20 protein-coding genes are annotated in these 24132 nt (G+C 49.6%); 10 read left to right on the forward strand and 10 right to left on the reverse strand.

The window, feature by feature from the left end; translation table 11 throughout:
* Positions 1 to 7 precede the first annotated feature (7 nt).
* Both JOY44_RS25655 and JOY44_RS25660 read left to right on the forward strand, forming a co-directional pair.
* Positions 8 to 232: a hypothetical protein gene (locus tag JOY44_RS25655; RefSeq protein ID WP_171576401.1), complete on the forward strand. Its 225-nt coding sequence runs from the start codon at positions 8 to 10 to the stop codon at positions 230 to 232.
* A 31-nt stretch (positions 233 to 263) separates the two neighbouring features.
* The gene (locus tag JOY44_RS25660; protein ID WP_171576402.1) at positions 264 to 7574 is read left to right on the forward strand and encodes a strawberry notch C-terminal domain-containing protein; all 7311 of its coding nucleotides are present in this window, start codon (positions 264 to 266) and stop codon (positions 7572 to 7574) included.
* Positions 7575 to 7638: 64 nt separating this feature from the next.
* Here the strand turns inward: JOY44_RS25660 and JOY44_RS25665 are convergent, their stop codons facing one another.
* Positions 7639 to 8505: a hypothetical protein gene (locus tag JOY44_RS25665; RefSeq protein WP_203032178.1), complete on the reverse strand. Its 867-nt coding sequence runs from the start codon at positions 8503 to 8505 to the stop codon at positions 7639 to 7641.
* 377 nt (positions 8506 to 8882) lie between these two features.
* Here JOY44_RS25665 and JOY44_RS25670 point away from each other — a divergent pair, with 377 nt between their 5' ends.
* Genes JOY44_RS25670 through JOY44_RS25685 form a run of 4 tightly spaced genes read left to right on the forward strand, consistent with a single transcriptional unit; the run spans position 8883 to position 13114 of the window.
* Entirely contained in the window at positions 8883 to 11288 is a 2406-nt protein-coding gene (locus tag JOY44_RS25670) for a hypothetical protein (RefSeq protein WP_171576405.1), read from the forward strand.
* 9 nt (positions 11289 to 11297) lie between these two features.
* Complete coding sequence (locus JOY44_RS25675) at positions 11298 to 11729, forward strand: hypothetical protein (protein ID WP_171576406.1); 432 nt, start codon at positions 11298 to 11300, stop codon at positions 11727 to 11729.
* Positions 11730 to 11741: 12 nt separating this feature from the next.
* Positions 11742 to 12365, forward strand: coding sequence for a hypothetical protein (locus JOY44_RS25680; RefSeq protein ID WP_171576407.1), 624 nt, complete (start codon positions 11742 to 11744; stop codon positions 12363 to 12365).
* On the forward strand, positions 12362 to 13114 hold the full coding sequence (locus JOY44_RS25685; protein WP_171576408.1) for a DsbA family protein: 753 nt from the start codon (positions 12362 to 12364) through the stop codon (positions 13112 to 13114). Before JOY44_RS25680 ends, JOY44_RS25685 begins: the two co-directional genes overlap by 4 nt.
* A gap of 25 nt (positions 13115 to 13139) precedes the next feature.
* Here JOY44_RS25685 and JOY44_RS32535 read toward each other — a convergent pair whose 3' ends face one another.
* The 9 genes from JOY44_RS32535 to JOY44_RS25730 all read right to left on the reverse strand — a co-directional run bounded on the left by JOY44_RS32535 (position 13140) and on the right by JOY44_RS25730 (position 20789).
* Entirely contained in the window at positions 13140 to 14840 is a 1701-nt protein-coding gene (locus tag JOY44_RS32535) for a M23 family metallopeptidase (RefSeq protein WP_281063343.1), read from the reverse strand.
* Between the two features lie 28 nt (positions 14841 to 14868).
* Positions 14869 to 15054 (reverse strand): hypothetical protein, encoded by a 186-nt coding sequence (locus JOY44_RS25695; protein WP_203032179.1) that lies wholly within the window; start codon positions 15052 to 15054, stop codon positions 14869 to 14871.
* Positions 15055 to 15078: 24 nt separating this feature from the next.
* The gene (gene lepB, locus JOY44_RS25700) at positions 15079 to 15630 is read right to left on the reverse strand and encodes a signal peptidase I (RefSeq protein ID WP_171576409.1); all 552 of its coding nucleotides are present in this window, start codon (positions 15628 to 15630) and stop codon (positions 15079 to 15081) included.
* A 10-nt stretch (positions 15631 to 15640) separates the two neighbouring features.
* Complete coding sequence (locus JOY44_RS25705) at positions 15641 to 15844, reverse strand: hypothetical protein (RefSeq protein ID WP_171576410.1); 204 nt, start codon at positions 15842 to 15844, stop codon at positions 15641 to 15643.
* Positions 15845 to 15847: 3 nt separating this feature from the next.
* Positions 15848 to 16354, reverse strand: coding sequence for a thermonuclease family protein (locus JOY44_RS25710; protein ID WP_171576411.1), 507 nt, complete (start codon positions 16352 to 16354; stop codon positions 15848 to 15850).
* Between the two features lie 5 nt (positions 16355 to 16359).
* Positions 16360 to 16845, reverse strand: coding sequence for a hypothetical protein (locus JOY44_RS25715; RefSeq protein WP_171576412.1), 486 nt, complete (start codon positions 16843 to 16845; stop codon positions 16360 to 16362).
* 110 nt (positions 16846 to 16955) lie between these two features.
* On the reverse strand, positions 16956 to 18251 hold the full coding sequence (locus tag JOY44_RS25720; protein ID WP_171576413.1) for a hypothetical protein: 1296 nt from the start codon (positions 18249 to 18251) through the stop codon (positions 16956 to 16958).
* A 129-nt stretch (positions 18252 to 18380) separates the two neighbouring features.
* On the reverse strand, positions 18381 to 20294 hold the full coding sequence (gene mobF / locus JOY44_RS25725) for a MobF family relaxase (protein ID WP_171576414.1): 1914 nt from the start codon (positions 20292 to 20294) through the stop codon (positions 18381 to 18383).
* A gap of 6 nt (positions 20295 to 20300) precedes the next feature.
* Complete coding sequence (locus JOY44_RS25730; RefSeq protein ID WP_171576415.1) at positions 20301 to 20789, reverse strand: hypothetical protein; 489 nt, start codon at positions 20787 to 20789, stop codon at positions 20301 to 20303.
* A gap of 365 nt (positions 20790 to 21154) precedes the next feature.
* On the opposite strand from JOY44_RS25730, the gene JOY44_RS25735 reads away from it, so the two are divergent.
* Genes JOY44_RS25735 through JOY44_RS25750 form a run of 4 tightly spaced genes read left to right on the forward strand, consistent with a single transcriptional unit; the run spans position 21155 to position 24055 of the window.
* Positions 21155 to 22303, forward strand: a complete 1149-nt coding sequence (locus tag JOY44_RS25735; RefSeq protein WP_171576416.1) for a ParM/StbA family protein — start codon at positions 21155 to 21157, stop codon at positions 22301 to 22303.
* A gap of 8 nt (positions 22304 to 22311) precedes the next feature.
* Positions 22312 to 22839, forward strand: a complete 528-nt coding sequence (locus JOY44_RS25740; protein ID WP_171576417.1) for a hypothetical protein — start codon at positions 22312 to 22314, stop codon at positions 22837 to 22839.
* Complete coding sequence (locus JOY44_RS25745; protein ID WP_171576418.1) at positions 22836 to 22982, forward strand: hypothetical protein; 147 nt, start codon at positions 22836 to 22838, stop codon at positions 22980 to 22982. Before JOY44_RS25740 ends, JOY44_RS25745 begins: the two co-directional genes overlap by 4 nt.
* Positions 22979 to 24055: a SpoIID/LytB domain-containing protein gene (locus JOY44_RS25750; RefSeq protein WP_171576419.1), complete on the forward strand. Its 1077-nt coding sequence runs from the start codon at positions 22979 to 22981 to the stop codon at positions 24053 to 24055. Before JOY44_RS25745 ends, JOY44_RS25750 begins: the two co-directional genes overlap by 4 nt.
* Positions 24056 to 24132: the final 77 nt, after the last annotated feature.

Consider the following 24132-nt stretch of genomic DNA (forward strand, 5'->3'; position numbering starts at 1 on the left):
TCCTCTCTTGCCTGAATCAAACGGATTGTCTAGTAGCTGGTGTGATGCGTGGAGTGCCCTTGCTTTTGCTTTTAACGATGAGATCCACCCACACAGCGATAACACTTCTATGAATGCCCCTCTCCCAGTAGCCGACTATGACTCTGATGATGCTTCTTTAGTTTTGCGAGAAGAAGACCCGGATATTGAGTTACGCCTGGACCAAATGTTTGAACCCAGTACAAAATTCTAAAACCTTTACCAGTTAACAGTTTGCTTCAATCATGCCTGACATTGACCGTGAAGCTCTGATCGAATCATTTCAGAGCCATTTAATTCAAGGAAGGAGCTACGCCCGGATTAATGAAGCACGGGCGCAGGCTGAGGCTGTTTTGGGAACAGCCATTCCATCCGGTAGTCCCCTCACAAAAGGTGTGGATGAGGCAATGGAAGCGGCGGTTGTGCGATCGGCACGGGAAATGATTGGGCAGTCTCAAACCATCCATGAAGCGTTTGATCGACTGGTTGATTTGCTAGAGCGTCAGCCCACGTTAGGCGTTCGTTCTTCCACATCTGTCCGCCAGCAAGCCTACAGTACCCCCATCCCGATCGCATTTTTGGCAGCATCTCTAGCAGGTATCACGGCAGAGACAACCGTGTACGAGCCAACAGCAGGACATGCGGCACTTCTGCTTACGGCAAATCCCCATCGAGCAGTCCTCAATGAGTTGAACCCAGACCGGGTAACTGACCTGAGATTGCAGGGGTATAGCGTCACTGAACATGACGCGGCTATTTACTTACCTGCTGAACAGGTGGATGTGATGTTAGCCAACCCTCCATTTGGGTCGGTGAAGGAGAATGGGCGGACAAAAGAATGGTTGGTGTGGGGCGGACCTGCAACTCCGCAGTATGTCACAACCCAGATTGACCAGACGATTGCCCTTAAGGCGCTTCAGGCAATGAAAGATGATGGACGCTCTGTTCTCATCCTCAGCGCGCCAATGGGGAATAAAACTGGAAATCAAGCTGATGCTATCGCCAGCTATAACTCGCGGCAAAATGCTCCTTTCTACAAAAGCCTGTACGACAACTACAACGTCACCCAGCATTTCTGTATTGCAGGAAGTCTTTACTCTAAACAGGGAACAACCTTCCCGATCGACGTGATTGTAATTGAGGGTAGGGGCAAATCTGCTCGACCTTACCCTGCTGCTGAATTACCCACTGTTTACCGTTCCTTCGCTGATCTCAAGGAGTTGCTACCCGATGGCGATTTATCTCCCGTCCACCTCGAAATTCTGGACTCCACCGACCGAGGACTCGCTGATTCTGCAATTGACAGCAGTGCTCATACCGCAAAAAGTGACCGAAATCCAGAGCTACAACCAATACCTGGAACTCCTGAGCGATCGCCTGGACTGGCTGATTCGCGAGACGTTGGAACAGAAGAATTTGAGCGAGCAGGAGCTATATCAGCAGATCCTCAATATGCTCAGTCAGGGCGAGATGTACCAATTGGTGATGCCAGAAATGGACGAATCGACGTTGGCATGGGCAGAAGCTCTGACGACGAGCAATACGGAACTCCAGGAGGCGATGCTGTTCTTGCATCCCTCGGACTGGAGGGAAGGAGTGACACTGTTCGACTTTCCGGTTCAACCGACGACCGGGAATGGACTGGAAATGGTTCAAACCTTGATTCAAGAGACATCCCTGGAGGAGTGGTTGAACCGGATGATCACGGTTTGCCGCAACCTGTAGCCGCTACTGCCCCTTCATTGGAAACAGCCATCATGGATAACGACATCAAGCAAGTTCCCTACCAACCGCAGAGTCAAGCACCCTATGCTGGAACATTGGTGCCGACGAATCTGCAAACTGCCGTCAAGGACTCGCTGATCCGCTTGGAGCAGAAAGTGGGTTCAATTGATACCTTTGTCGATTACAAGGTGAATCTGGGCACAACTCGGATTCAGCCCTTTGCTGAACAAATCGACAGTGTTGCTCTGGCGATCGACAACCTGGAGCAGGGTGAAGCCTTTATTCTGGGAGATCAGACCGGAATTGGTAAAGGTCTGCAACTGGCGGAAATTGCCAAGGCTCAACTCAGTGGCACCTTGAATCTGCCATCTTCTCAGGATGTCAATACGTTGGTGTTCGTCACCTATGACGCAAAGCTCTACACGGACTTCCTGCGTGACCTGAATGATGTGGGTATCGAAACGATTAAGCCGCTGGTGACGAACTCTGACTTTACGTTGAACCTGCCAGATGGCACCAAGAGCAAAACAGGGGGAAGTAAAGAGCAGAAAGCCTTGCTGGAACGACTGGCGATGCAGCAAGATCTGGGTGACTATAATATCATTTTCACCACCTATTCCCAGCTTCAAACGGTTAAAGGACAGGAAACCGCACGACGAGAGTTCTTGAGATCGATTGCCCCTCAAAGCTTGTTCATTTTTGATGAAAGCCACAACGCCGGAGGGACATCGAATGATACCGCTCAGTCTGGTCCTCAAAACCGTGCCGATTTTGTGCGATCGCTGGTACAACAGGCGGGTGGAGTTGTGTTCTCCTCTGCCACCTATGCCAAAAATCCTTACACGATGACCCTGTATGCATCTCGCACGGGGATGCGCCATGCCGTTGAAGACCAGTTCAGTTTCAGCGATATTGTCCAATCCGGTGGCGTTCCACTCCAGCAAATGCTGGCGGCAAAACTGGCGGAGTCGGGTCAATACCTGCGGCGAGAACGCTCCTTTGAAGGCGTTGAATTTTCAGCCAAAGTGGTTGAGGTAGACAAAGAAATCGCCCAGAATATGGCGACGGTCATGAGTTCCATCATGGAGTTTGACCGTGCCAAGAAAGTTTCTGTCAAGCAAATAGATAAAGACCTGAAGAAAGAAGCTAAACAGGTTGTTTCAGATGGCTCGACGGGTGCGGCTGGAGCCAGTAGCACCAACTTCACCTCCATCATGCACAACGTAATCGGGCAGACGTTGTTAGCCCTGAAAGCTGAAGAGACGGTGCAGGATACGCTGGCGATTTTGCGAAACAACCAGAAACCTGTCATCGCCCTCTACAACACAATGGGTAGTACGATCGGGCGTGCGGCTGAGGAACAAGACCTCAAACCCGGTGATCCAATTGACCTGAGCGTGGGAGACTTGCTGCTGCGGTATCTAGACCGCTCACGAGATGTCATTGAAAAAGATGCCTTTGGCGATCGCACTCGCCGCCAACTAACGGATGAAGAGTTAAATCCTCTCGCACTGCATTTGTATGAGGAGACCAAAGAACTGATTCAAGAAACCGACTGGAGCGGGATTCCAGTTTCTCCGATTGACTATATCCGTCATCGCCTGGAGCAAGAAGGCTACCGGACGGGCGAAATCACTGGACGTGACGATCGGATTGAATATGGTTCCGATGGATTGCAAACGTATCAAACCCGCTCCAGCAAAGAACGAGGGACGACAGCCGCGATTCAAAACGTCGCTGCCTTTAATGCTGGGGAGATGGATGTCATTATTCTCAATCGCTCTGGCTCAACGGGCATCAGCCTTCATGCCTCCGAGCGATTTGCCGATCAGCGTTCCCGGCATATGCTGATTTGTCAGCCGGATTTGGACATCAATCAGTTCATGCAAACCCTGGGCCGAATTCACCGGACAGGTCAGGTAGAGCTGCCGAGTTTCAGCCTGGTTATGGGTGACATTGCGGCGGAGAAACGTCCTGCTGCGGTATTGCTCAAAAAGATGGCATCCCTCAACGCCAACACAACCGCTGCACGAGATAGCAGCTTTAGCCTGGGTGAAGTGGTAGATTTCCTGAATGAGTATGGCGATCAGGTAGCCGTTGAAGTGATGGCAAACCATCCAGACCTGCACGCCAAGTTAGGCTACCCCATCTCCGGGCTGACAGAGGACTCTGATCTGAATACGATCGACACAGAAGGGGCGATCGCCAAAGTCACTGGACGCATTCCCCTGCTACCGCTGCCCCAACAGGAACAGGTCTATGGGCTAATTGAGCGGGAATATCTGGAACTGCTGGAACGAGAACAAGCGATGGGCACCAGTTCTCTGGAGGCAGAAACCGTCGATTTACAGGCAAAAACTCTTGCTCGCATGGAAGTCATGCCTGCTAAAGAAGGTGTTGACAGCCCATTTGCCGAGCCAGCTTTCCTGGAGATTGTTGAGGCTAAATCACCCCGGAAGCCATTAACGGCGCTGGAAGTAACCAATTTGGTTCGGCAAGAACTGGGACTACCAACCGTTGAAACCTTGGAGCAACACGATGAAAGTTTGATTGATGAACGGGCACAGCAGCAGACTCAGCAAACGATTCAGAATTTGCGAGAACGCACCCAAGTTTATCGAGAGCGGACACTGGAACGGCTAACTCAATCGTTTGTCGGTGGACAGGAAAATGCTGAAAACGAAGGCAGTGAAACCGAAGCGAACGATAAGCTAACCTTCAAAATCACCCAATTAAACGATAAACTCAACCGACAAGCTCGAACCGTCGAGCAGTGGTTAGAGCAGTTTCCAGTGGGTCAGTCCGTCTGTTTGACGGGAAATCGAGATGGTGACTTTCACTATGGCGTTGTGCAAAACGTCATTGATCGCTCCAGTGAAGAAGGAAATCCAGTTGCTCCCTCGATGTGGCGACTCCAAATCCAGGTGGCAGATGCGACTCAGCAACTCATCGTTCCGTTCTCCAAAATCAATACGGAATCAATCACTGGAGTCAGCTTGAGACAAGAGGTACTGGACTGGCGGGGCAATGAGATTATTAACAAGTTTGACGAAAAGCAGCAAGAGGTTTACGAGCAACGCCAAATTTTCACAGGCAACGTCATTCGGGCAGCGGAGCAGTTTACAGGCAAGCTGATTAACTACACCACTGAGGACGGTGAGATCCACCAGGGGATGCTGATGGCGCGGAACTTCAAGATTGAAGAGGCGCTGGAAGAACAGCCTGTCATCATGACCACACCGGAATCCTGTCAGCGATTTTTGGAGGTCACAGAGAACAAAGGGACTCTGAAATCGGCAGACCAGAGGCTATCGGTGATGGGGCTTCGAGATGGCAATCTAGCTCTCATGACTGACGCGAGTAAGCAGAAAGGGGGAGATTACTTCCTCGATGATGGGTTGATTGCTGCCGCTGGAGCGGAATTTACTTCTCTAGGAGAGAGAATGCGTTTGGTAGTTGAGGCTGACAAGGTTGAGGTGGTTTTGACCTATCTCTACGAGTCTCACGGCAAACTCAGAGCGTTCACCCATCAAGATAAGGCGCGGGAATTGATGGGGTTGGATCTGCCTACAATGGAAACCGTTGAACCGCCAGTCCAGGGGGCGGAGATACCGACCCCAGAATCCTCAACAGTTCCAATCCAAGCCGAACTGCCCATTGTCTCATCCGTAGAAGAGGCAAGTCCGGGTGGGGATTCTTCACCAAATGGAGATGCCATTGCCTCCAGTGAAATTGCAACGGCTACGATCTCAACTGCCTTGGGCGATCTCACTGTGCGGGTGTTTGAGGCTCCTGATGATTATTTGCGATTGGAGTTTGAGGGAGCAACGGCAAATTGGATGGAATATCCTGCTCAAACGCGAATTGATCATGTCATGCAGTCTGATGTAGCTGTCATGGCAAATGGTTTACAGGATATAGCCAATTACGCTCAGTTTGCTGTGCATCAAGTGCATCAAGACTTTGTGCAGCACTTAGATACAGAAGTTCAGCGAATTGCCCCAGCATTGCGTCGATGGTTGCAGCAGAACGAGGTTGGTGATTCAGAAATTGCCGCTGCCTTTATGGAGCATTATCCGGAGCGCGATCGCATAGGGCTAACTCCTGAATTTATGCAATTAGCGATTCAAACAGTGGTGCAGAGTGAATTGGAGCGCTCAGACCAAACCCACTCGCAAGAGGGGCTAGGTCAATCGCCTCAATCGGAAGCCACTGTTGAAGACGCAATGGAAACCTCTCGAATTTTGCCCTCCAAGGATCAATTTGGTCGAGCAGAGAAAACCATTGCGAAATTTCTCGATCAAGCAGGACTTGCGGATGTCATCTTCAACGTACCAGAGCCAGAGCCAGACTTTCATCTCCGAATTGAGAATGAGCCATACCTCCCACTGGTCATTGAACGGCATGACAATCTTCTCTATCTCACCTACTATCGGCAAGACGATTTTGATTTGGTTCATGACGGCGAAATTGTGTTTCATCTTTCTGATACCGGGCATCTGAAACTTTGTGAAACAGCGGTTCAAAATCCTTTCACAGGCGGTGAGTCACGCGGACTGGATAAAAGCTTTGGAGCCATGTTTGCCCGAAATATTCTGGATCAAGGATTTGCAGAAGCGGCACAACAAGCGTGGGCAGCGAGGCAGACAACACAGACCATGCCAGCCGTTGAAAGAATTGAGTCAGGTATGGTGGAAGCTACTACACAAACTGTGCATGACGGTGTAGAACTTTGTGAGGGGCAACTGACTCAAAACTTTGACGTTGAAATTTCTTCAGCGCAAGCAAGAGAGACTGAATTGGGGAGGGGACAAGAGATCCTTCAAATTGCAGAACGTGCCTACGCCTATGGGGAAGCCATAGACAAACTTCAATTGGATGCGAATGATGAGTTCTGGACAGTTTTCAGTCAGAATTACGACATCAGCTACAATCCCCTGAGCGATAACTTCTTCGTGGTTGGCAAAGATGGGAGTGAGATGACGGCTCAAAGCATTGGGGGAGTTCTCGACCCCGATTGCACGGGCAACATTTTGGAGGCAGATTTGCAAGCGTTTCGGGCGACGGCGGCGGCATTGGATCAGGCAAATTATCAAACTCAGCGATCTCCTGCGGAAACAGTTGCGATCGCCCAAGCCAAACAAGAACAATCTGTCAGTCAATCAGAGCCACTTGCATCAGTTTCACCGATTGCTGCTGTTAACGCTATGCCTGATTCTGTGGCTCAACCCAATTCTCCTGCCTCAATGGTTCCGACAACCGAGCAACCGGAGCAATCTCAACGACAGGTTAGTGTTGAGGATGTCCGAAACTGGTATCGCCAAGCGCGAGATGTCGGGCGTTCAGATCGTCATTTGAGCAAAATTGAACAAATTGGCAAGGCTTTTGTGCAGGCGCAACCACTGGGCGATCGCGACCTGAAGGCAATGGATCAGGACAGATCTGCTTGGCGTGAGCAGACATTAGTGATCGCTCAACATGCAAGCACCATCCTGGAAGCTGGGGGAGAACCGGTAGAAACTAGGAAAGGAATTGGCTATATCGGCAGTAACTACACGGTTTACGCTGAACAAAATACGGTTTATGCATTTGCGAAAGGGCGTGGAGTTCAGCCATCGGAGGCAGATCGTCAGAATCTTCCCTCAGAAATTCTAAAGTCGGGTCGAGGAATGATTTTGAAGGTCGAGCAGGGAGAACCGGATGTGAAAGCAACCAGAGTGACGACGGCAGACGCTCACCGATTTGAAATGGTTGCCAATCGCCTGCAACGACAATCTCAACGACAAGAAAAAGACGTTGAACGACTACATGCGGTGGGGTTCGATCGATGACTTCGTGACACTCTCCCTCTTCAACACAGTACAGATAATACTTTTCTAGAACTTCTTAAACTACTCAAATGGGATATTGTGCCCCCTTCTCTCGCCACATAGACACAATATCAGCAGCCCACCTTGGATGGTTGGCTGCTCGCAGAGTTCTACCTGAAAGTACCTTCTGGGCAATCTCCGCAGCTTCATTAGCTTGCTGCGGTCGCCAACCCAATTCAGACACCAGCCACGACTTTACCTCATCCGGGTTGAAAACTTCCCCAGCAACGTGAAGTAGTCGGAACATATCAATCGCGGCAGCTTTGTCTGAGGGGTGTGATAAACCTGTACTAAGATTAATTCGTGTTGTTAGGCTTTCAAGTGCAGCTCGAACTGTTGGGTTCAAGAAAGTTTTTGGAGGGTGTGGAGAAGTATCTCCTAATTCATAGACATCCCACATTTGAATCCAAGGTTGCACTTCAGGAACGGACCAAGGAACAACCAAAATTTCTGACACGCTTTGTAACTCATCCACACTATCAAGCAATCGTTGCGGTGGATAAAGCACGAGAACTGGACCGGCCCATGAGGATCGGCGAATGCTCTCGGTCATTAGGTGAAGTTTGCCACTTTTAAGCTGTACTGTGTTGTTTTTTTGCAGTTGCTTTGCTGTCTCTTCGCCAAGTGCGCCCTTGATATTCTCCAATGTTTTTTTCACAGGAACCGCAAGAAGACCTTGATGTGCGGGAGAGGTGGTCATTTGCCTTTGTAACCAGGAGAAGGCAATCTGAAGTGACTGAGGGTTCGGTCCTTCTTGATTGATAAACCAGCGTTTTGTCTGAACTGCCATTGAAGGTTTCCTTTGCTCGATAGACAGAGTTTCTGAAGATGAATTTATCAGCACTCCGATAGTTAATCTTGCGTTGCTTGCCCTGTAGTTGACCTTCTCCACGCTTTAATTGAGAGGTCAAAACCAATAGGTGTTTACGCTCATCAGAAGTTCTTGAATAATCTACTATCTCAGAGAGGACTGCTGGATTAGAAGGTTCTTGTCGTTGGCTGGAAAATTCCCACTTCAACTGTCGTAACAACGCTGCATGGCGATCCCTTTCTGTTCGCTCCCACATTTGAGCAAATTCTTCCATGCTGGCTCCTGTGACTCATTGTTAATGAGGTTGCTGGGAACCAATTGTATCTAATTCTCTAAAAAGTGACTCTCCTTTAGGGCTTTCAAACAAATCTCAGTATTGTCAGACAGACCCTAACCAGTGCCATACGCCAGTCAGATGGCGTTCATAGGCTCGTAGAGTGTGGTTCTTAAGCCCCTCTATGAAAGCCTGTTTTCGACATCTCCTCTGGATCGTCCTTGCCGTTCTGCTGGTCTTCACTGGAATCTTTGGTAATCCCTCAATCGCCAGAGCCGCTGAAACATACGTCCCAACTGCGACCTACAACGGCGCTCCCGTTCCAGATTGGGGTGGCATCTCTTTCTCAAGCCTCCCGACACTTCAAGACGGTGGCTCTATCGACATTCCAGCCGACGTTGTTAACCAGCTTGGGTACAATCCGTCTCGCAGTTGGCAAGCTGGCTCATTGCTGGGCGATGTCATGATGCTCGGTGACGTTCAGGATGCCTTTGGCTTTCAAGGGTTCAGCTTAAATGACATTGCTCAGTTATCAGGGCTTGATCTAAACGCCATCAGTCTGAGCAACTTCGACCTGGCTGGACGACAGACGATCGCCAGTCTGACGCGCACAATCCCAGGTTTAGGGAATCTGAGTTTGGGGCAGGTTAAACCCCTCGCAGATCTTGTGAATGGGAACCTAACCCAAGCTGCACTGAAAAATTTGAACTTAAACGACTGGGGTGGACAGATGCTTGCTGCGCCAATCTCCGCGATCGCCAACCATGAGGTGTTGGGCAGTCTGTCTCTAGATAAATTGCCACTCGCTCAGTACAGCTTCACCCAAATTCCTGGTCTGGATCAGGTTCAGCTAGGCAACTTTCAGGACTGGCAGACTGCCTTTGTGAATGGAGTGCCAGGACTCTCTCAAGTTGCGTTTTCCCAATTCCCACTGAGTCCAGGACAGTTTCTCGGCTTTGTTGCCATCCATGACGTGACCTATGGGGGCGATCGCTCGCATAAAGAATCACGTCAGACTCCCACAAAATTCTCAATTACGGGAAGCGACAAGGTTGGATTTAAACACCCCTGTGCCCAATCTCAAGGGTGTGACTACATTGAACTGAGATCGCCGCTTAGTCTGGGATCAGCAGGTTCTCCTGAATTGAATAATGCTCGATGGATTCGCGGTGGTAAAGGTTCAGGAGAGCAAATGGTGCGAGGTGGAGAAGGTATCCTCGGTCAGCTCAATGGTGGTAAAGAACCCACTGGTCGGCATCCGTTTGGTTCTGCCTTCAAAGTCGTTTTAACCCAAACGGATGAATCTTCTGGCACTGGACAATTTAGTCTGTATTTCCGCGTCTGCCACCGTGGAGCGATCGACCTGGGCTGTACGCCTTACTTCATCGGTCCCATTCCCTTCCTGCCAACTAAAGAAAAGGGGATGGTGTTCGTCGGCTTGACTCCCATGACTCCACCCGCAGGCATTGAATCGCCTGAAACTCCTCAAGAGGTACAAGACCTGATTGACCAATATGATTCAGGCTCAAGTAGTGACAATTCAGAAACCTGCCAGATTGATCCAAGTAAGCTGGATGCCGTGAGTCGAGCTGCACTATCTGCTCTACCAAATGGCGAGATGCAGAAAGCGGCAAAATATATACCCCATATCATGCAAGCATGTGCGAAAGCTGGGGTGACAGACAAAAATCAACTTGCCTATATTCTCGCTACGGCTGAACACGAGACGGATCACTTTAACACAACCAATGAATATAGTCGTGCAATGTATGACTCCTGCGGTTGGGGTGAAGGATTGATTCAAGTGACGTGGTGTGAGAACAAACGGAAAGTTTTCCAGAAGCTAGGGTTGCCTAGCTACAAGGGGTTAAGTGACAAGCGGTTACACCAACCTCAAATCGCTGCGGATGCGTTGTGCCGTGGCATGAAAGAAGGTTGGTATACCAATCGCAATATTGGACAGTGTATCAGTGGCTCTAAAACTGATTTAGCCTGTGCTCGTGGTGTTGTCAATGGAGACTACGACAAAGTTGGTGGGGTTGTCAACGAAAAGTATCAACGATTTGAGCGAGCCTTGCGATCGACAAATAGAACCAGTGCTGCCGGAAAAGATATCTCTGGGGCTGTTGTTTGTTCATCACCAAATGGTTCTACTGGAGGCTCAACTGGAGGTGGAGCAAAGAATAATCGGATTATGCAAACTGCTCAGAAACTGCGAGGAATGAATACGAGCATGGGTCCCCAAGGAGGACGGGAAGCCTGTGCCTGGGCAGTGAATAAGGTGCTTGCAGATGCAGGCATTGCCCCGATTGGTTCCAACCCAAACTATGTGCCCTCGGTTGCGTCTGCCATGAAATCCGGTCGGGGAACTCGTGTTGCGCCTTCTCAAGCGAAAGCTGGAGATATCATCCTGGCAAGAGGCTATGAACATATTGGAATTTGTCAAAACGACGGTTGCACTCGTGTTCTATCCAATTCGTCCAGTCGAGCAACGTTTTCCTGGCAATCCGATCGCAACTTTGCAGGTAGCTACAACAACAGTTCTCATCTTGGTGAAGCTCCAACTGAAGAAATCTATCGCGTCAAATAGGAGGTCATTATGCAACGACATCGAATTCAGCGTCAGCTTACCTTAGTGGTTCTCTGTGGTGTAGCGATCGCTGCCAGCCTCCTGATCGAACCCTGGATTCATCCTGATCAGGCTGTCATGGCACGTCAACCCCAGGCTGTTGCAATTAATGCTGATTCAAAAGCGATTCAACAAATGGCTCTCAAGCATCTCAACTCACGAGGCATTAAACCCAATGCAGCGATCGCTGAAGTTGCCCAAGCCAATGGATATGCACTGGTTGGGTGGATACGAGGGGAAATGGCTGGCAATACCCTATTGAAGAGAAAAAGAAATCGCTGGAACGTAGTTACTTCGGGTGGTGGTTCTTTGGGTGTGCAGGGATTGGTAGAAGCTGGCGTTCCAAAACAAACAGCAGAGCAGTTGATGGATCGATACGACGCAAATTGGCGTAAGCAATAAGAGAGGCTTGAAATGCGACGAAGAATAAGATTCGCGATCGTCCTGCTGGTAATTGGAGTTGGCTGCTTTTTTGCGCTTCGTGCCTATACGAAAAGCACCGCGCCCAATCTTCCCAATGCCGCTACTCTATTTCAATCAGTTCGTCCCACACTAGAGCGAAGTGGTGTTCCGTTACGTTTACCGACCTATATTCCAGCGGAAGGACAACGCCCAGCGGTGAAGCAATATTCGCCACCGTCTATTAGCGCAACCGCTCCACAGCCTCAACCTGAACGAGGGTATTTAGCCATTCTGGGCTACTCACCTGATTGCAACGGCGGCAATGCTTGCCGATTTGGAACTATTTCAGGTGGAATGAAACCTTCTGAATCCATTGAAGAATCTTTTGAGCAAACCCTGTCTGAGCAGAGTCAAAGCAGTTTTCAGGAGCATCGATCTAAAGAACCGTTGTCACGAGTCAAGCTGGCGAATGGCATTGAAGGTTGGTTTCTGCCCTGGATTTGCCGTCACGTTTGCACTGATGCCCAGGTGTCTTGGGACGAATACAGTTACCGCTACTCAGTTGGAGTCAAACTGGGCGATCGCGCGTCGCTCATTAAAATGGCAAACTCTGCAATCGAGGCAGGTGGAAAATGAAGTGGTGGCAGCGCATCCTGGTGATTTTGCTGTGTTGTAGCATCTGGCTGTTTAACATCATGCCTGTTTTGGCTACAGTGAATGCCAATTTAGAGAAAAGCATTTTAGAGGTCATTGATAAGCACCCAGAAGCAATTCTCAAATCTCTGTCTGCCTATCAGCATCAGCAGCGAGAACAGCAGGCGCAGGCACAGGCGCAAGTGTTTGAGCAAGTCCGGCAGCAGCTTCCGCAAATTCTTGAAAATTCACCTGTTTTGGGCGATCGTCAACATGCCGTTGTCACTTTGATTGAATTTGCCGATTTTGAGTGTCCATTCTGCATTCAGGCGCATCTGGGTCTAAAGCAACTGCGCGATCGCTTCCCGACAATGGCATTTGCGTACAAGAACCTGCCACTCGCCGATATTCACCCACAATCAATACCAGCGGCAAAAGCCGCATGGGCGGCTGGACGACAAGGCAAGTTTTGGCAGTACCACGATGCCTTGTATGAAACAGAGAAACCATTGGATGAGGCGGTTTACCTGAAAATCGCTAAAAAATTAAATTTAGATCTGAGCAAGTTTAATCGAGATCGCCAAGGCATTGCAGCATCACAAGCGATTGCTCAGGATTTGCAACTTGCAGCACAGTTGCAAATCACTGGCACTCCATTCTTTCTTGCCATTAGCTCGACAAATATTGAAGCGGTCTCTGGTGTTGATTTTGAGCGTCTTGAATCTATTCTGGATCAAGCCATTCCCAGATGAGAAAATGATTTTGGTTCTTAGCTACTCACTTTGCTGGATCTAAGTCAAGTCCAATTACCCGGATTATATTCATCAGAAAGGTTGTGAAAGGAACTGAAACCTTATCTGGAGGTCTATCGGTTGCTGTAGGTATCAGCATTGCCAGAAACGGATAGAGCGACCATTTGAACTTGGGCTTATCCGCAATTAGAGAATTTGAAGAATTTCCCTGGCTTGAGTTGGAGGAGAGATGAGCGTACAGCTCAATCAGTGTTGTATAGTCCAAGCTGGTTTTTTGATCCTTTTTACTGCGATCGTCCGTTGGCAATATGGGAGTGTGGCGAGGCGTACCTATCGTTAATGCTTTTGCAAACGTTAGATTTCTTCGTCGATGGTTCAGTTGCTGAATGTTAAAAGGAGTAAAACGATTTCTGGAAACGTGAGCTACAGGAATGGCTTGATTCAATTGTGTTGCTGGATCAACTGCAATCCAGCCTTTGCCAGTGTTTTGCCGGATCTCAAAGTGAAGGTGAGGTCCGGTTGAATTGCCTGTGCTGCCAACTGCCCCGATAGGCTGACCCTGTTCGACCCACTGACCTGGTTGAACAAAAATTTCTGATAAGTGAGCATACAGCGTTTCTTCCGTGCCGTCCTTGTGCCGGAGCGCGATCGCTAATCCGTAGCCTCCCTGCCACTGGGCAGCCACTACTTGTCCAGAGTGAGCCGCAATGACCGTTGCACCCATTGGTGCTCCAAAGTCAATTCCTGCATGAAATCGGCTCTCACCACTAATTGGATGGACTCGCCAACCGAATGAGGATGTAGTTGAAGCCGCAACTGCCAATGGAAAAATTAGTCTCAAGTTGCTCCGCACTGACGACGGGTGGGATGGTGACTGCTTAACTATTGGAGCAGAAAAAAACTCCTGATTAGAGAGCGTTCTAGTCGGTGCCGATGGACTAATCGTTAGTGCTCTCCTATCGCCTCTCCGTGGCGCTGGCAGTTGATGGGAACTCGGTTGTAACGGGATGGAGGCTTTATTAGTGATGCTGAAGTTGGCAGTTTTGTTGGCTGTTGGCTGATCTTCTGGAGATAGCGTTGATTGAGATGCTTCCACTGGATTAAGCGGTGCTTGAATGGTCTCAGCCTCAATTTCATTAATCTGTTGAAACAGTTCTGCTTGAATGTCCGCAGGGAGTAGCGGGTTTTGCGCCATTTTGCGAGCCAGTTCAAACTTTCCAGATTCAGCGTAGTGCAGAGCTGCCATAACTAAATACTGCTTGATCTGTTCAGCTTTGTCCTCATTCTCTTGATCCGCTACATCTACCAGTTGTTGCTCTAAAGCCTTCTGCCGTTCTGACTTAGCTTTCGGCTTAGTTAAGCCTAGCCCTGGATTTAAGTCCGACTGCTGGGGAATGCTCTCCGTCTCCTCCAGAGTTTCTGGCTTTGCTTCTAGTTCTTGCTCATCTGTCTGCTGTTTGTCCGGTTGTATGACTTGAGTAAAAACCGTTTCAGGTACTTGAACGGGTTGATCTGCCTGTACCGATGTTTTTGTAGGTTTAATGTGTTGTTCGATCGCAGGCTCAACCGTTGATGGTGTTGCTAATCCTTCTGCTGTCGGATCGGCTTCTTTTGGAGCACCGATCATCGGCGAACTTTTGGGTGCAGGTTCCTTAAGGACTGCTACATCAGCAGTCTTCCCAGACTCGTAAATAGCTGGTGATGGAGCAGGTTGGGCGGAAATCAAGGCATCCTCCTGTCAGGGGCGCGAGGAATTAATCAGAATTAAAGTTTTTCAACTGGAGGCTCCAGCACCACTCCAAATGGTTGATGTGCTGAAATCGTCGAATTAACTGCTGTTCAATTAGGTAATACCGTCTGAATCGTTGAGGTAGAATGATCCAAGGCTGTTGTGGGTCAAACAGAGGTTGCTTAAGATAATGCCAAAGAGGGAAAGTCATTTTGGTTCTCCCGTATTGAGTGAGTTAAAGGAGTCCAAATCGAGACAGATGCAAGCGTAATGAAGCATGTCCCACAATGGCATCACGCGGGACAAAGCCCCAAAGATGGCTGTCATAACTCTGATTCCGGTTATCTCCCAGTACGAAGTACTGATCTTGGGGAATTGTGACCGGACCGTAGGCGTAATTCGGCAGCGCGTGGAGATAGGTCTCTGAAAGTTCCTGCCCATTGACAAAAACCTGTCCACCTTGAACCTGCACTACATCACCGGGCAATCCGATAATGCGCTTGATATAGTCTCCATCCAGGTTTTGAGCCTTCAATTCTGGTGGAGCCTGGAACACTACGACTTCACCCCGTTGAGGAGAACGAATGTGGTAAGACAGTTTCTCCACAATGACGCGATCGCCCTCATGGAGTGTGGGTGTCATAGACCCGGATGGAATATAACGAACTTCAGCAACAAAGGTATGAACTCCCAGTGCCATTAGTAATCCAAGTCCTGCTGTCTTGGCAGACTCAATCCATTCGTTCTTTGGATTTTGTCTTTGTTGAGATGCAGTTTGTGTTGTCATAGCTGTTGTTTTACAGTGAAATTGCAATTAATCCGATCGCGGCGATCAATCCTTTGAGCCAAAGGGGGAGCGGTAGCGGTGGCGCAATGCCTACAGCCGTCAATCCACAGGCAATCGCAAGAAAATTATCAGCGCCAATTACAGACGCTCCTGTAATTAGGAGAAAACCTGTTAAGAGCCAACCGAGAAGGTTTTGCACGGAAGTGAGGGACATCCTTTATCCCCAAATGTTTTTACGTTGTTGTTGGGCTGAGGTTTGTGCTTGTTGCAAAGCGTTTCTAACCTCATCTGGTAACTGGCTGAGTTGTGTCTTGTCCAGCTTCGTCAGTCCATCTGCCACTAACACTTGTTGAATTGATGTCCCGTTTGGTAGCTGAGCGATCGCTCTAGCAACCTCTCCTTTTCCAATGGCTTGTGTGATGGTTAGATCAACTTGCTGGTGGGAGGACTGCAATAGAATTGCGATGACTCCATTTGCCTGTGCTTGCCACTTGGAGTCAATCGGCATGATGCCTGCCAATGTTACTTGCTGTTGGGATTGATCTGAGGCGCGCAACGTCCAGACCTCACCACGAACTCTCTCAACGGTATCACGAGGGGTGGAAGACTGAGAGAATTGCCTCTCCAGATGCTCTGCTAAAGGAACCCAAGTCGGAACTCCAAGCTTGACTCCAAATGGCAGCAGGAGGAGTGCAACACAGAAATAGAAAAGAGGTCTGGTCATCACTGTCACCGTAGCCAGTGGTTGAGGAAATCGAATTCCTTAAGCAGGATTTGCTTGAGATACCGCCAGTTCTCTGGTTGTACCTGCGATTGTTCTACCTCCATGCAGGGAGTTCGTTGCTGTGGTTGCGGTTGTAAATCGCTCACACTTAGGGTAATAGCAGTCAATTGCAGCTCAAGCCGACGCATCAAGTCCAGGTGCTTTCTGCCGATTGGTCGATTTGACAAAATCCCGACCGCATAAACAGTGGCATCCACCTGTTGTGTTAAGTGGTTAATCAAGTCTGTGTCACTGTATTCGTTCAACTCAACAGCAACGCTTTTATTTGCAGATTCAGTCATTGCCGTCGCTACCTGTTGTTCTATTCCTTTGAATAAATCGCCAAATGCCGTTCGCATTGCAGTTTTGTCTTCGTCTGATAAATCTTCTGTAAGAGTTGGGTCTCCAAACACCGTATTCAAAAAGCCGTCAAGCGGTTGAGGTTGGCTCATAACAGGAGTGCTCTAAGGCAGCGAGTAATCCATCTATTCACAACATTAGAGAAGCAATCTGACTGTCGTATGGCATGGGTCTGCTTTTATCTGGTTAGGCTGTCGTGGGGTTACTCTCTCTCCTCGTAGTCAATCGGGAGGTTGTCCTCAATCTCAAAGAGGGCAGTTTGTTGCTCATTCACAACTTCTACGCCGCTAGTTTCCACCTCCGGAGGTATTTCCGTCAGTAGAGGATTGTTGTTCTCTAACCTTGAACTAACTATAGGCACTTGTGTTTGGACAATAGCCAGATCCATGCGTGTTTGCCCAATAATTCCTGGCTCGCGTTCAGTCAGTGACTCCTTCGCCTGGAGCCACGCCTGCAAGGATTGGAAGTAGGCAATATCATCCAGGTTGATTGCGCCCAACTCATTGAGTCCCTCCAGTTGCCATCGACCTGCATTCAAATCATAGTGCTGATGATGATTGATGGCGGACACCATCACAGTATCGCCTCGCTGCATCCAAAGGGTATCAGTGGTTGAGTTATAGCCGACTTGATAATCTCCCAAACCATTGGTGACATGATTCTGCTGCGATTCATCCAGTCTCACCCCTCCCTGTGATTCCTGATAAGAAAACACCTGTTCAGCGATCGCAAGCAAGACATTTGCCCGGTTTTCCTGTTGACTCCAGTAGGTTTCCTCCCAACCGTTCTTTGATGCCTGTGCGGCTTCATCCTCCAACCGTTGGCACTCTGCTACCCATGTGTCAATCTCCGCCCAAGTTTTTATGTCTGCTTGAGTAACGCTCTGTCCCGTTGATAAATCAAGGTTTGCCCCTTCCTGTTGAAGGTGATAGCTGCCCGCTGCATCATCCCGACTGACAACGTAAATCTTGTCCTCAACAGCTAAACGGTATAGGTGCTCGGTACTCTCAGGCGACAATTTGTAGGCAACTTCGCCCTGGCTGGCGTAGTACTCAAACAGTTGTTCAACGGCATTGGCAATTGAGCCGCGATCGTCTTCAGTGACAATGTGATCCTGGTTCCATTGCTGTTGTGCTTGCTGCTGAACGGCTCGTAAATCAACATCTCCAACCACATCCTGTTGCTCAAGGTAGTCCCGCAGCGCTTGAAAGTCTTGAAGTTGCTCTTCCGTAATTTGAGTGTCGGGTTCAGGAACAAATGCCTGCTCATGGAAGTTAACGCACCAATTGCTATCATTTGCCTCAATCCAGAGGGCATCGGACTCTGGATCGTAAACCAGGGTGTGCTTGTCCCCCTGGTATTGCCAGCACTCATCACTGATTGGCTCAACCCATCCGTACTGCTGGGCTAGGGCAAACGTGCGTTCCAAAATTGGGCGAATCTCATTGGCTCTTTGCTCCTGTTCTTGCCAGTATTGCGAGTCTGATATTTCAGGCATGGTTACTTCCTTCCTCCCAATTTGATGAGAACATCATTGATCCGGTTGTTAATATGGCTCATTCCCCTGGGATGGTATTGAATGAGTGATGCGGTAAGGGATGCCGTACAGAAGATGATGAGGACTATCTCAAGAGGTTTGGCGAAGTTCCATTTCTTCTTCCCAATCGGAATCTCCAGCCACGGACGGCTCTGGTTCCTGTTTTGGTCGGGTGTTGAAGATGGGTCGGGATGGACTGACTTCGAGTTCATCGGAGATGTGGGAAGTGTTTTCAGTTGTGCCTTCAGTTCGAGGACGCTTTGATTCGTCTGCTTCAGTTGTTCGGTAATCAAGTTCAGGCGCTGTCCAGTCGAATCCTCCACTTTCTGTTGAGGTTGTTGTGGTAAAGACTTCTTCAAGTCTTCCAAAGTCTCCTGCAAGTTGACTAAGGGCATCTGAAGATCGGTTCGCCTGGATGTTGTCTCCAGCAATTGTTTGAGTGTGATCAAACTCTTGGGCAAGGGTTGGAGCAGGGTAATCAGTTGCTCCATCTGCTCGGCTGTGGCAGGTGCTGGAGCTGTCCACCCTTCCCACAAATTCGGGGGGATTTGTTTCGCTTGAGGATGAGACCGTCCAAGGTTCTGACGATAGTTGACTGCCTGATTGTGTGTCGGAACTGTTGGGGGCCTTGCTGCTGTTGCCCGATCGCTCTGGAGTTGGGTTTTCGGTGTCGGGTGTCCTGAGACTACCTGCTGCCCATTGATCTGTTCCGGGGGCGACTCCAGTAACGGACCCGTGATCGCTGACTTCTGCGGCATCTGAGTTGTCTGTGCTGCTGTCTTCGGCTGAGGGACTTCCAGAACCGTGCTTGCTGGTGGTGATTGCAATGTCGGCGGGGAGAGTGAGTTTGCCTCCTTCGCTTCTGTAATCTTGTCTTTCATTTCTTGAAAAATCATAGTCATTATCTCCAATGAGAGGAGTTGGGTGGTGGTTGATCGCCTGTTGTAGATCAACAAAGCTCACCTGTCCTGGTTGTTGCAGAACCAAACGCTCAATTTCTTCACTGCGATAATCGATGCCTTGTTCAGCCAAAACGGTCAGGCTCTGAGCGACCAGGGTTTGTACGAGTTCCTGTGAGGTCTGAGTCATGAGTGGATGAATCGGAGCTATTTGCAGCATTTGAGCAGCGATCGCTTGCTCGTGCCAGTGCTTTAACAGGTCAAATCGAGGGATATCATGTTTGCGGCTACGAGTCACACGGGTTGCTGCCCACTCCTTTGTTTTGCTGCTGGCATCCACTCCAACCGCCGCTTCAATTTGCTGGGACCGGGTGCTAAACGCCTTAAGTTGACGGTCAGAAAACCCTTCCAAATCCCAAAGTCCGTGACGCTGATCTGTGACATGAATTCGGTAGCCCAAGGCTTGAACCTGCAATGCCAACTCATTCCGGTAAATCTGACCCAGTAGCATCTTGGCGTGATAAATTTCAGCATTATCCAGGCTCTGCCACCTGCCGTTATCAGGTCGGCGCTGGAGATTCAGAATGACGTTGTGAGTGTGAATCTGTGGATCGAGTGAACGGCTGGTGTCGTGGTGAAAACTGGCGATCGCTAACTTTCCGGTTCGCACTTTGCGCCGTTTGCCTCCCTCCCGCAAGCAAACGATGGCGTAACGGTCTTCCATGACTTGCAACATCCTGGCATTTGCCTGCTGTTGAGCGTCCTCTAATCGGTGGTCTCCAAATACCAACGCCTGAATACTGACCGATTTAGGCGCACTGGTAGTTACATCAATGCCAGCGCGTTCAGTCGGGGGAGTTTTATTGGCATCTCTAGCATTGAGTTGCTGTTGATGCAATCGAAGCTTGTCAATCAGGACCTCTCCCGTTGCCGATCTGCCATTTAGCAGGTTTTCCAACTCAAAGTGGTTGACCGATCCTCCCACACCCAACGGCTGCAACAACTTTCCACTCCAGTGAGATACCTGCATTTGGCTAGAAACATTTTGGGATGCGTAATAGTGGCTGGCGTGGGATGGAGAGACATTGGTGAGTGAAACAACCATCGATCGCTACCTTGGTGCTAAAGTCTCTGCTTCAATTTGCTGTAGCCGCAGCTTCAGTGATTCAATCAACTCTTTTCGCTTCAGCTTGAGGGTATCGCTGGCAGTATCTGTCGCTACACATTCCAGCAGGACAAAACAGGCTTCCTGGGTTTTCTGAAGCAGGGATAGGTGAGTCAACGGATTCAAGTGCGATCGCTGGTCGTCCACCTGTTCTTGCATCGACTCCACCCTTTCCATCAGTTTCTCCATGAGCGGCGTGGCGGGTTGGAAGTTCGCGGAAGTGGATGGAGAGGCATTGGAAACCGCTGACTTTTCACCAAAACTCCCATCTGGAAGTAATTGGCATCCAGCTTCCTGGGCGGCTTTGCCCAGTCGAATCCAGTTGCGGATGACATGAATCGGTTTTGCGCCGCGATCGCGGGCGATTTGTTCAATCTCCTGCCCTTCCACAATTGGCAGGGTGATATGGAAATCTTTGGAAGTTCTGGTGCTCATGGAGATGGAAAAGCCTGGAAATGGCACTTGGAAATGGAAAGGGAATGGAATTTCCATCAAGCCGTTGGGTGTGGGAGGTCAGATGAGGTGAATGCTGGAATTTCCATTCCCTACCGTACCGCTGTCATCTGACTGGGAGATGGCACAAATCTGCCAACTTCGCGCAAAATCGCAGACCAGTGCCATACGCCAGTTAGATCATCGGTTTAGTCTGAAAATAGTAAAGCTCAAAAAGGTTATCTGGATTCACTTTCAGAAATAGTACCGACCATTTACCGACCATCTACCGACCCAAAAAAGCAGTTCTGAGCCATCGACTGACCATCTACCGACCATTCAACGACCAAAAGAGGTAACAACAAGCAATGGTAAGTGTTACAGCCGTGCCCATTTCAACATCCACACCAGAGAAGCCTGCCACGATTTACCTTGCTGGGGACTTGGGCAAGTCTGCCTGTAAGTTTCTCTATTGGAATACTGCTGAAGAACTCCAACCACTTTGGTTGGGGTCTGACGTAGCTGAAGGAGTCAGCCCCTCCGTTATCCACAAATTTGATGCGGCTGGAGACCTGGCTGAATCTGTCTGGTTGCAACTGGGCGACAGCACGATTCTGGTGGGTAACTCCGCTGCCGATTATGGCAGTAGCTTTTCGGCGGACAAAGTTCAGGTTGCCGCCTATCAAATTGTCGCAGCGCTGGGCTTAGCGGCGATTCACCTGGGGATTCAGGCGTACAACGCGGTCATTTCCCTGGCAGTTCCACTCAACGAGTATCGCTTCAAAGCGGAGATTGAGACCCGGTTGAGGGAGATCGGAGAAGGCGTAGTCTTCTGCGGACGGCAGCAGCAATTTACTGTGACTCCCTCCTTTTACCCAGAAGGCACAGGGCTATACCTGCTGCACAAAAAAGAGCGAGAACAAGCGATCGCTGATCCCTACACCCGACGAGTCGTTGTCTTGATGATGGGGCACCGCAACTTATCTGTTCTCGTCTTTGAGGGTGGTAGACTCAACGCGAACCAGTCCCAAACCAGTGACAACTTAGGGTTTTGGAATTGTTTCAAGGCGGATGCAACCTCCTCTGGTATCCGGGAAGCCGATTATCCCTCACTCATGGCAGCGGTTACCAGCGGCAAGCCGCAACAGCTTTCTAAAGTGGCAGGTGGCTTGAAAGATTTTTCAACGGCAGCACAAGCAGTCAGAGAAGGTTTGACGAGTCGAGTGGAAACCTTCTGCCGCGATAACGTGATGGATCTGCTGATTAATAGCGATCGCCAGACCGATGTGTTGATTGGAGGGGGAGTGGCGCATGTGATGCGCTCTGAGTTGCGGGACTACTTCACCGAGTTGGGATTGGCTGAGAATTTGTACTTTGCTGATATCGTGGGTGGGCGATTGTTGACCCTGGCAGAGCAAACCCGTAATGCTCAAGGAGACCTGGCGCGTCCACTCCGTTTTGCGGATGTGTATGGGTTAGCTCAGGCACTGGCAGGCAAAGTGAATCGGGGGCGTTAGAGAAGCCGATGGCACTTTCAAAAGTTGCTAAGAAACAGACGGGGCGATCTCGCCGGGAGTTTTCCTACAAGGCAGAAGACGGTACGACCGTTGCTCTTCTCATTGATTACTTCAATGGCAAACTTGCCTCTCTCATTTCGATTCGAGAAGGCAAACGTCGAGCACTGGAAGCGATGGCAGGGTTTTGGCAAGCCTATGCGCTCAGGGCGAGTGGTGCTGAAACCGATCAGCAAAAGGAGGCTGCCCGGTATTCGATCACGGTATTGAGCCAGCAAATTCGGGCGATTTGTGAGGACTTTGGCGTAGTGTCGCCTTTTACTGAGTCACTACCAACCGCCAACGCTAACTCAACGGTGCTTGATGCCCTGATGCAGCTTCTGCAATCTGGCTCGTCCACGACTCAGCACGTTTCACCACTCAAATCTGCCCCTGAGTCAATTCAACACTCTAGCTCAGCTTTAAAAGCAGACAGAGTGTCTGTTGGACTGGAAGCAATTTATGTCGATGACGACGAACTATTAGGAGACCTGGCATGACTGAATTCATGAATGGCGTGATGATAACGACTGGTGTTTTAGCGATCGCCCTCCATGTGTTTGCCCTCATTCGGCAGAAGAGAAATCGCCGCCCTATTCACTACCTTCCTCCGACACGCTCACAGGAGTGGTTTGAGCAATGATGACGCTACCGCTTAGACGTTGGGCTGGTGTGGGGATGGTAGGGGTCACGGGAGTCATTCCACTGGCACCATTGATTGGAGCAACGGTACAAAAAACTACGGCTCAAGCTCAACCCCCAATCCCGACAACTCTTTCTCCCAGTTTGATTGCACCAGGTCTCTCTACAGCAACCAGCCCCTCAACCACGAAATTCAACCTCACTTTCAAACAACAGCCAGCAGCAAAACAACGCTCCAAGTCTTCTAAACCTGAGAGCAAAATGTCCAAAAGTAGGGCGAAGTCATCGACAGATCTATCGGGTGATGCTCCAACCACAGCACCAGTTCAACGACAGGTAGTGCCCCCAACGTCCACTTTTATTCGAGTGCGGGTTGCCTCTCACTCAAACCAATTGCAAATTGCCACCTCTACTCCAGCAGATATCCTTGATGCTGATGGCAAGGTTGTTGCCAGTCTAAACTCCAATCACCCGTACTTGGCAGAGATCGGCTCCAATGGCTTGCAGGTTGGCTCTCAAACCATTCCCAATGGCGCGTTGATTAATCCAGGTTCAGACGGTTTGACATTCGTGGATGGGCATTGGTATCGGGGAGTTATGCAGCTTGTGTATGACGGGGAAAGCCTGCTGGCAATTAACTGGGTTGACCTGGAAGAATATCTTTACGGCGCAGTTGGGTCTGAGATGCCACCTTCATGGAACATTGAAGCGCTGTCCTCACAAGCAATCGCTGCCCGTTCCTATGCTCTTTCATTTTTAGAGCAACCTGCCAGTCCATACTTCGATCTTGGCAATGATGAATACCATCAAGTCTACCGGGGTGTTGAGGCTGAAACTGATTCGACAATCGCTGCTGTAGACTCTACTCGCGCTCAGGTGCTGACCCAAAACGGGCGAATTTTGATGGCGCAGTATGCCTCCACGGAGGAGGTTAGCCGTGAGGCTCATGGGGGAGTGGGCATGAGTCAAACAGGAGCACAGAATTTGGCGGAAGCAGGCTACCATTACGCTTCCATTCTGCAAACCTATTACCCATCCGCTCAACTCTCACTGCTATCCACAACCAGCAACTGAATGTCAGACATTTCCTGACCCGTGCCATACCGGTGCAAGATCGCAGATTTAGTCTGAAATCATTGAGTGTAAATCAG

The sequence above is a fragment of the Leptolyngbya sp. Cla-17 genome, assembly GCF_016807185.1.
Classification (GTDB): Bacteria; Cyanobacteriota; Cyanobacteriia; order Leptolyngbyales; family Leptolyngbyaceae; genus ULC077BIN1.

What these genes read in the sequence shown, in the direction of transcription:
- JOY44_RS25660 (WP_171576402.1), top strand. Translation starts at nt 264, where the DNA reads ATGCCTGACATTGACCGTGAAGCTCTGATCGAATCATTTCAGAGCCAT.
- JOY44_RS25670 (WP_171576405.1), top strand. Translation starts at nt 8,883, where the DNA reads ATGAAAGCCTGTTTTCGACATCTCCTCTGGATCGTCCTTGCCGTTCTG.
- JOY44_RS25675 (WP_171576406.1), top strand. Translation starts at nt 11,298, where the DNA reads ATGCAACGACATCGAATTCAGCGTCAGCTTACCTTAGTGGTTCTCTGT.
- JOY44_RS25680 (WP_171576407.1), top strand. Translation starts at nt 11,742, where the DNA reads ATGCGACGAAGAATAAGATTCGCGATCGTCCTGCTGGTAATTGGAGTT.
- JOY44_RS25685 (WP_171576408.1), top strand. Translation starts at nt 12,362, where the DNA reads ATGAAGTGGTGGCAGCGCATCCTGGTGATTTTGCTGTGTTGTAGCATC.
- JOY44_RS25695 (WP_203032179.1), bottom strand. Translation starts at nt 15,054, where the DNA reads ATGACTTTCCCTCTTTGGCATTATCTTAAGCAACCTCTGTTTGACCCA.
- lepB (WP_171576409.1), bottom strand. Translation starts at nt 15,630, where the DNA reads ATGACAACACAAACTGCATCTCAACAAAGACAAAATCCAAAGAACGAA.
- JOY44_RS25705 (WP_171576410.1), bottom strand. Translation starts at nt 15,844, where the DNA reads ATGTCCCTCACTTCCGTGCAAAACCTTCTCGGTTGGCTCTTAACAGGT.
- JOY44_RS25710 (WP_171576411.1), bottom strand. Translation starts at nt 16,354, where the DNA reads ATGACCAGACCTCTTTTCTATTTCTGTGTTGCACTCCTCCTGCTGCCA.
- JOY44_RS25715 (WP_171576412.1), bottom strand. Translation starts at nt 16,845, where the DNA reads ATGAGCCAACCTCAACCGCTTGACGGCTTTTTGAATACGGTGTTTGGA.
- JOY44_RS25720 (WP_171576413.1), bottom strand. Translation starts at nt 18,251, where the DNA reads ATGCCTGAAATATCAGACTCGCAATACTGGCAAGAACAGGAGCAAAGA.
- mobF (WP_171576414.1), bottom strand. Translation starts at nt 20,294, where the DNA reads ATGGTTGTTTCACTCACCAATGTCTCTCCATCCCACGCCAGCCACTAT.
- JOY44_RS25730 (WP_171576415.1), bottom strand. Translation starts at nt 20,789, where the DNA reads ATGAGCACCAGAACTTCCAAAGATTTCCATATCACCCTGCCAATTGTG.
- JOY44_RS25735 (WP_171576416.1), top strand. Translation starts at nt 21,155, where the DNA reads ATGGTAAGTGTTACAGCCGTGCCCATTTCAACATCCACACCAGAGAAG.
- JOY44_RS25740 (WP_171576417.1), top strand. Translation starts at nt 22,312, where the DNA reads ATGGCACTTTCAAAAGTTGCTAAGAAACAGACGGGGCGATCTCGCCGG.
- JOY44_RS25745 (WP_171576418.1), top strand. Translation starts at nt 22,836, where the DNA reads ATGACTGAATTCATGAATGGCGTGATGATAACGACTGGTGTTTTAGCG.
- JOY44_RS25750 (WP_171576419.1), top strand. Translation starts at nt 22,979, where the DNA reads ATGATGACGCTACCGCTTAGACGTTGGGCTGGTGTGGGGATGGTAGGG.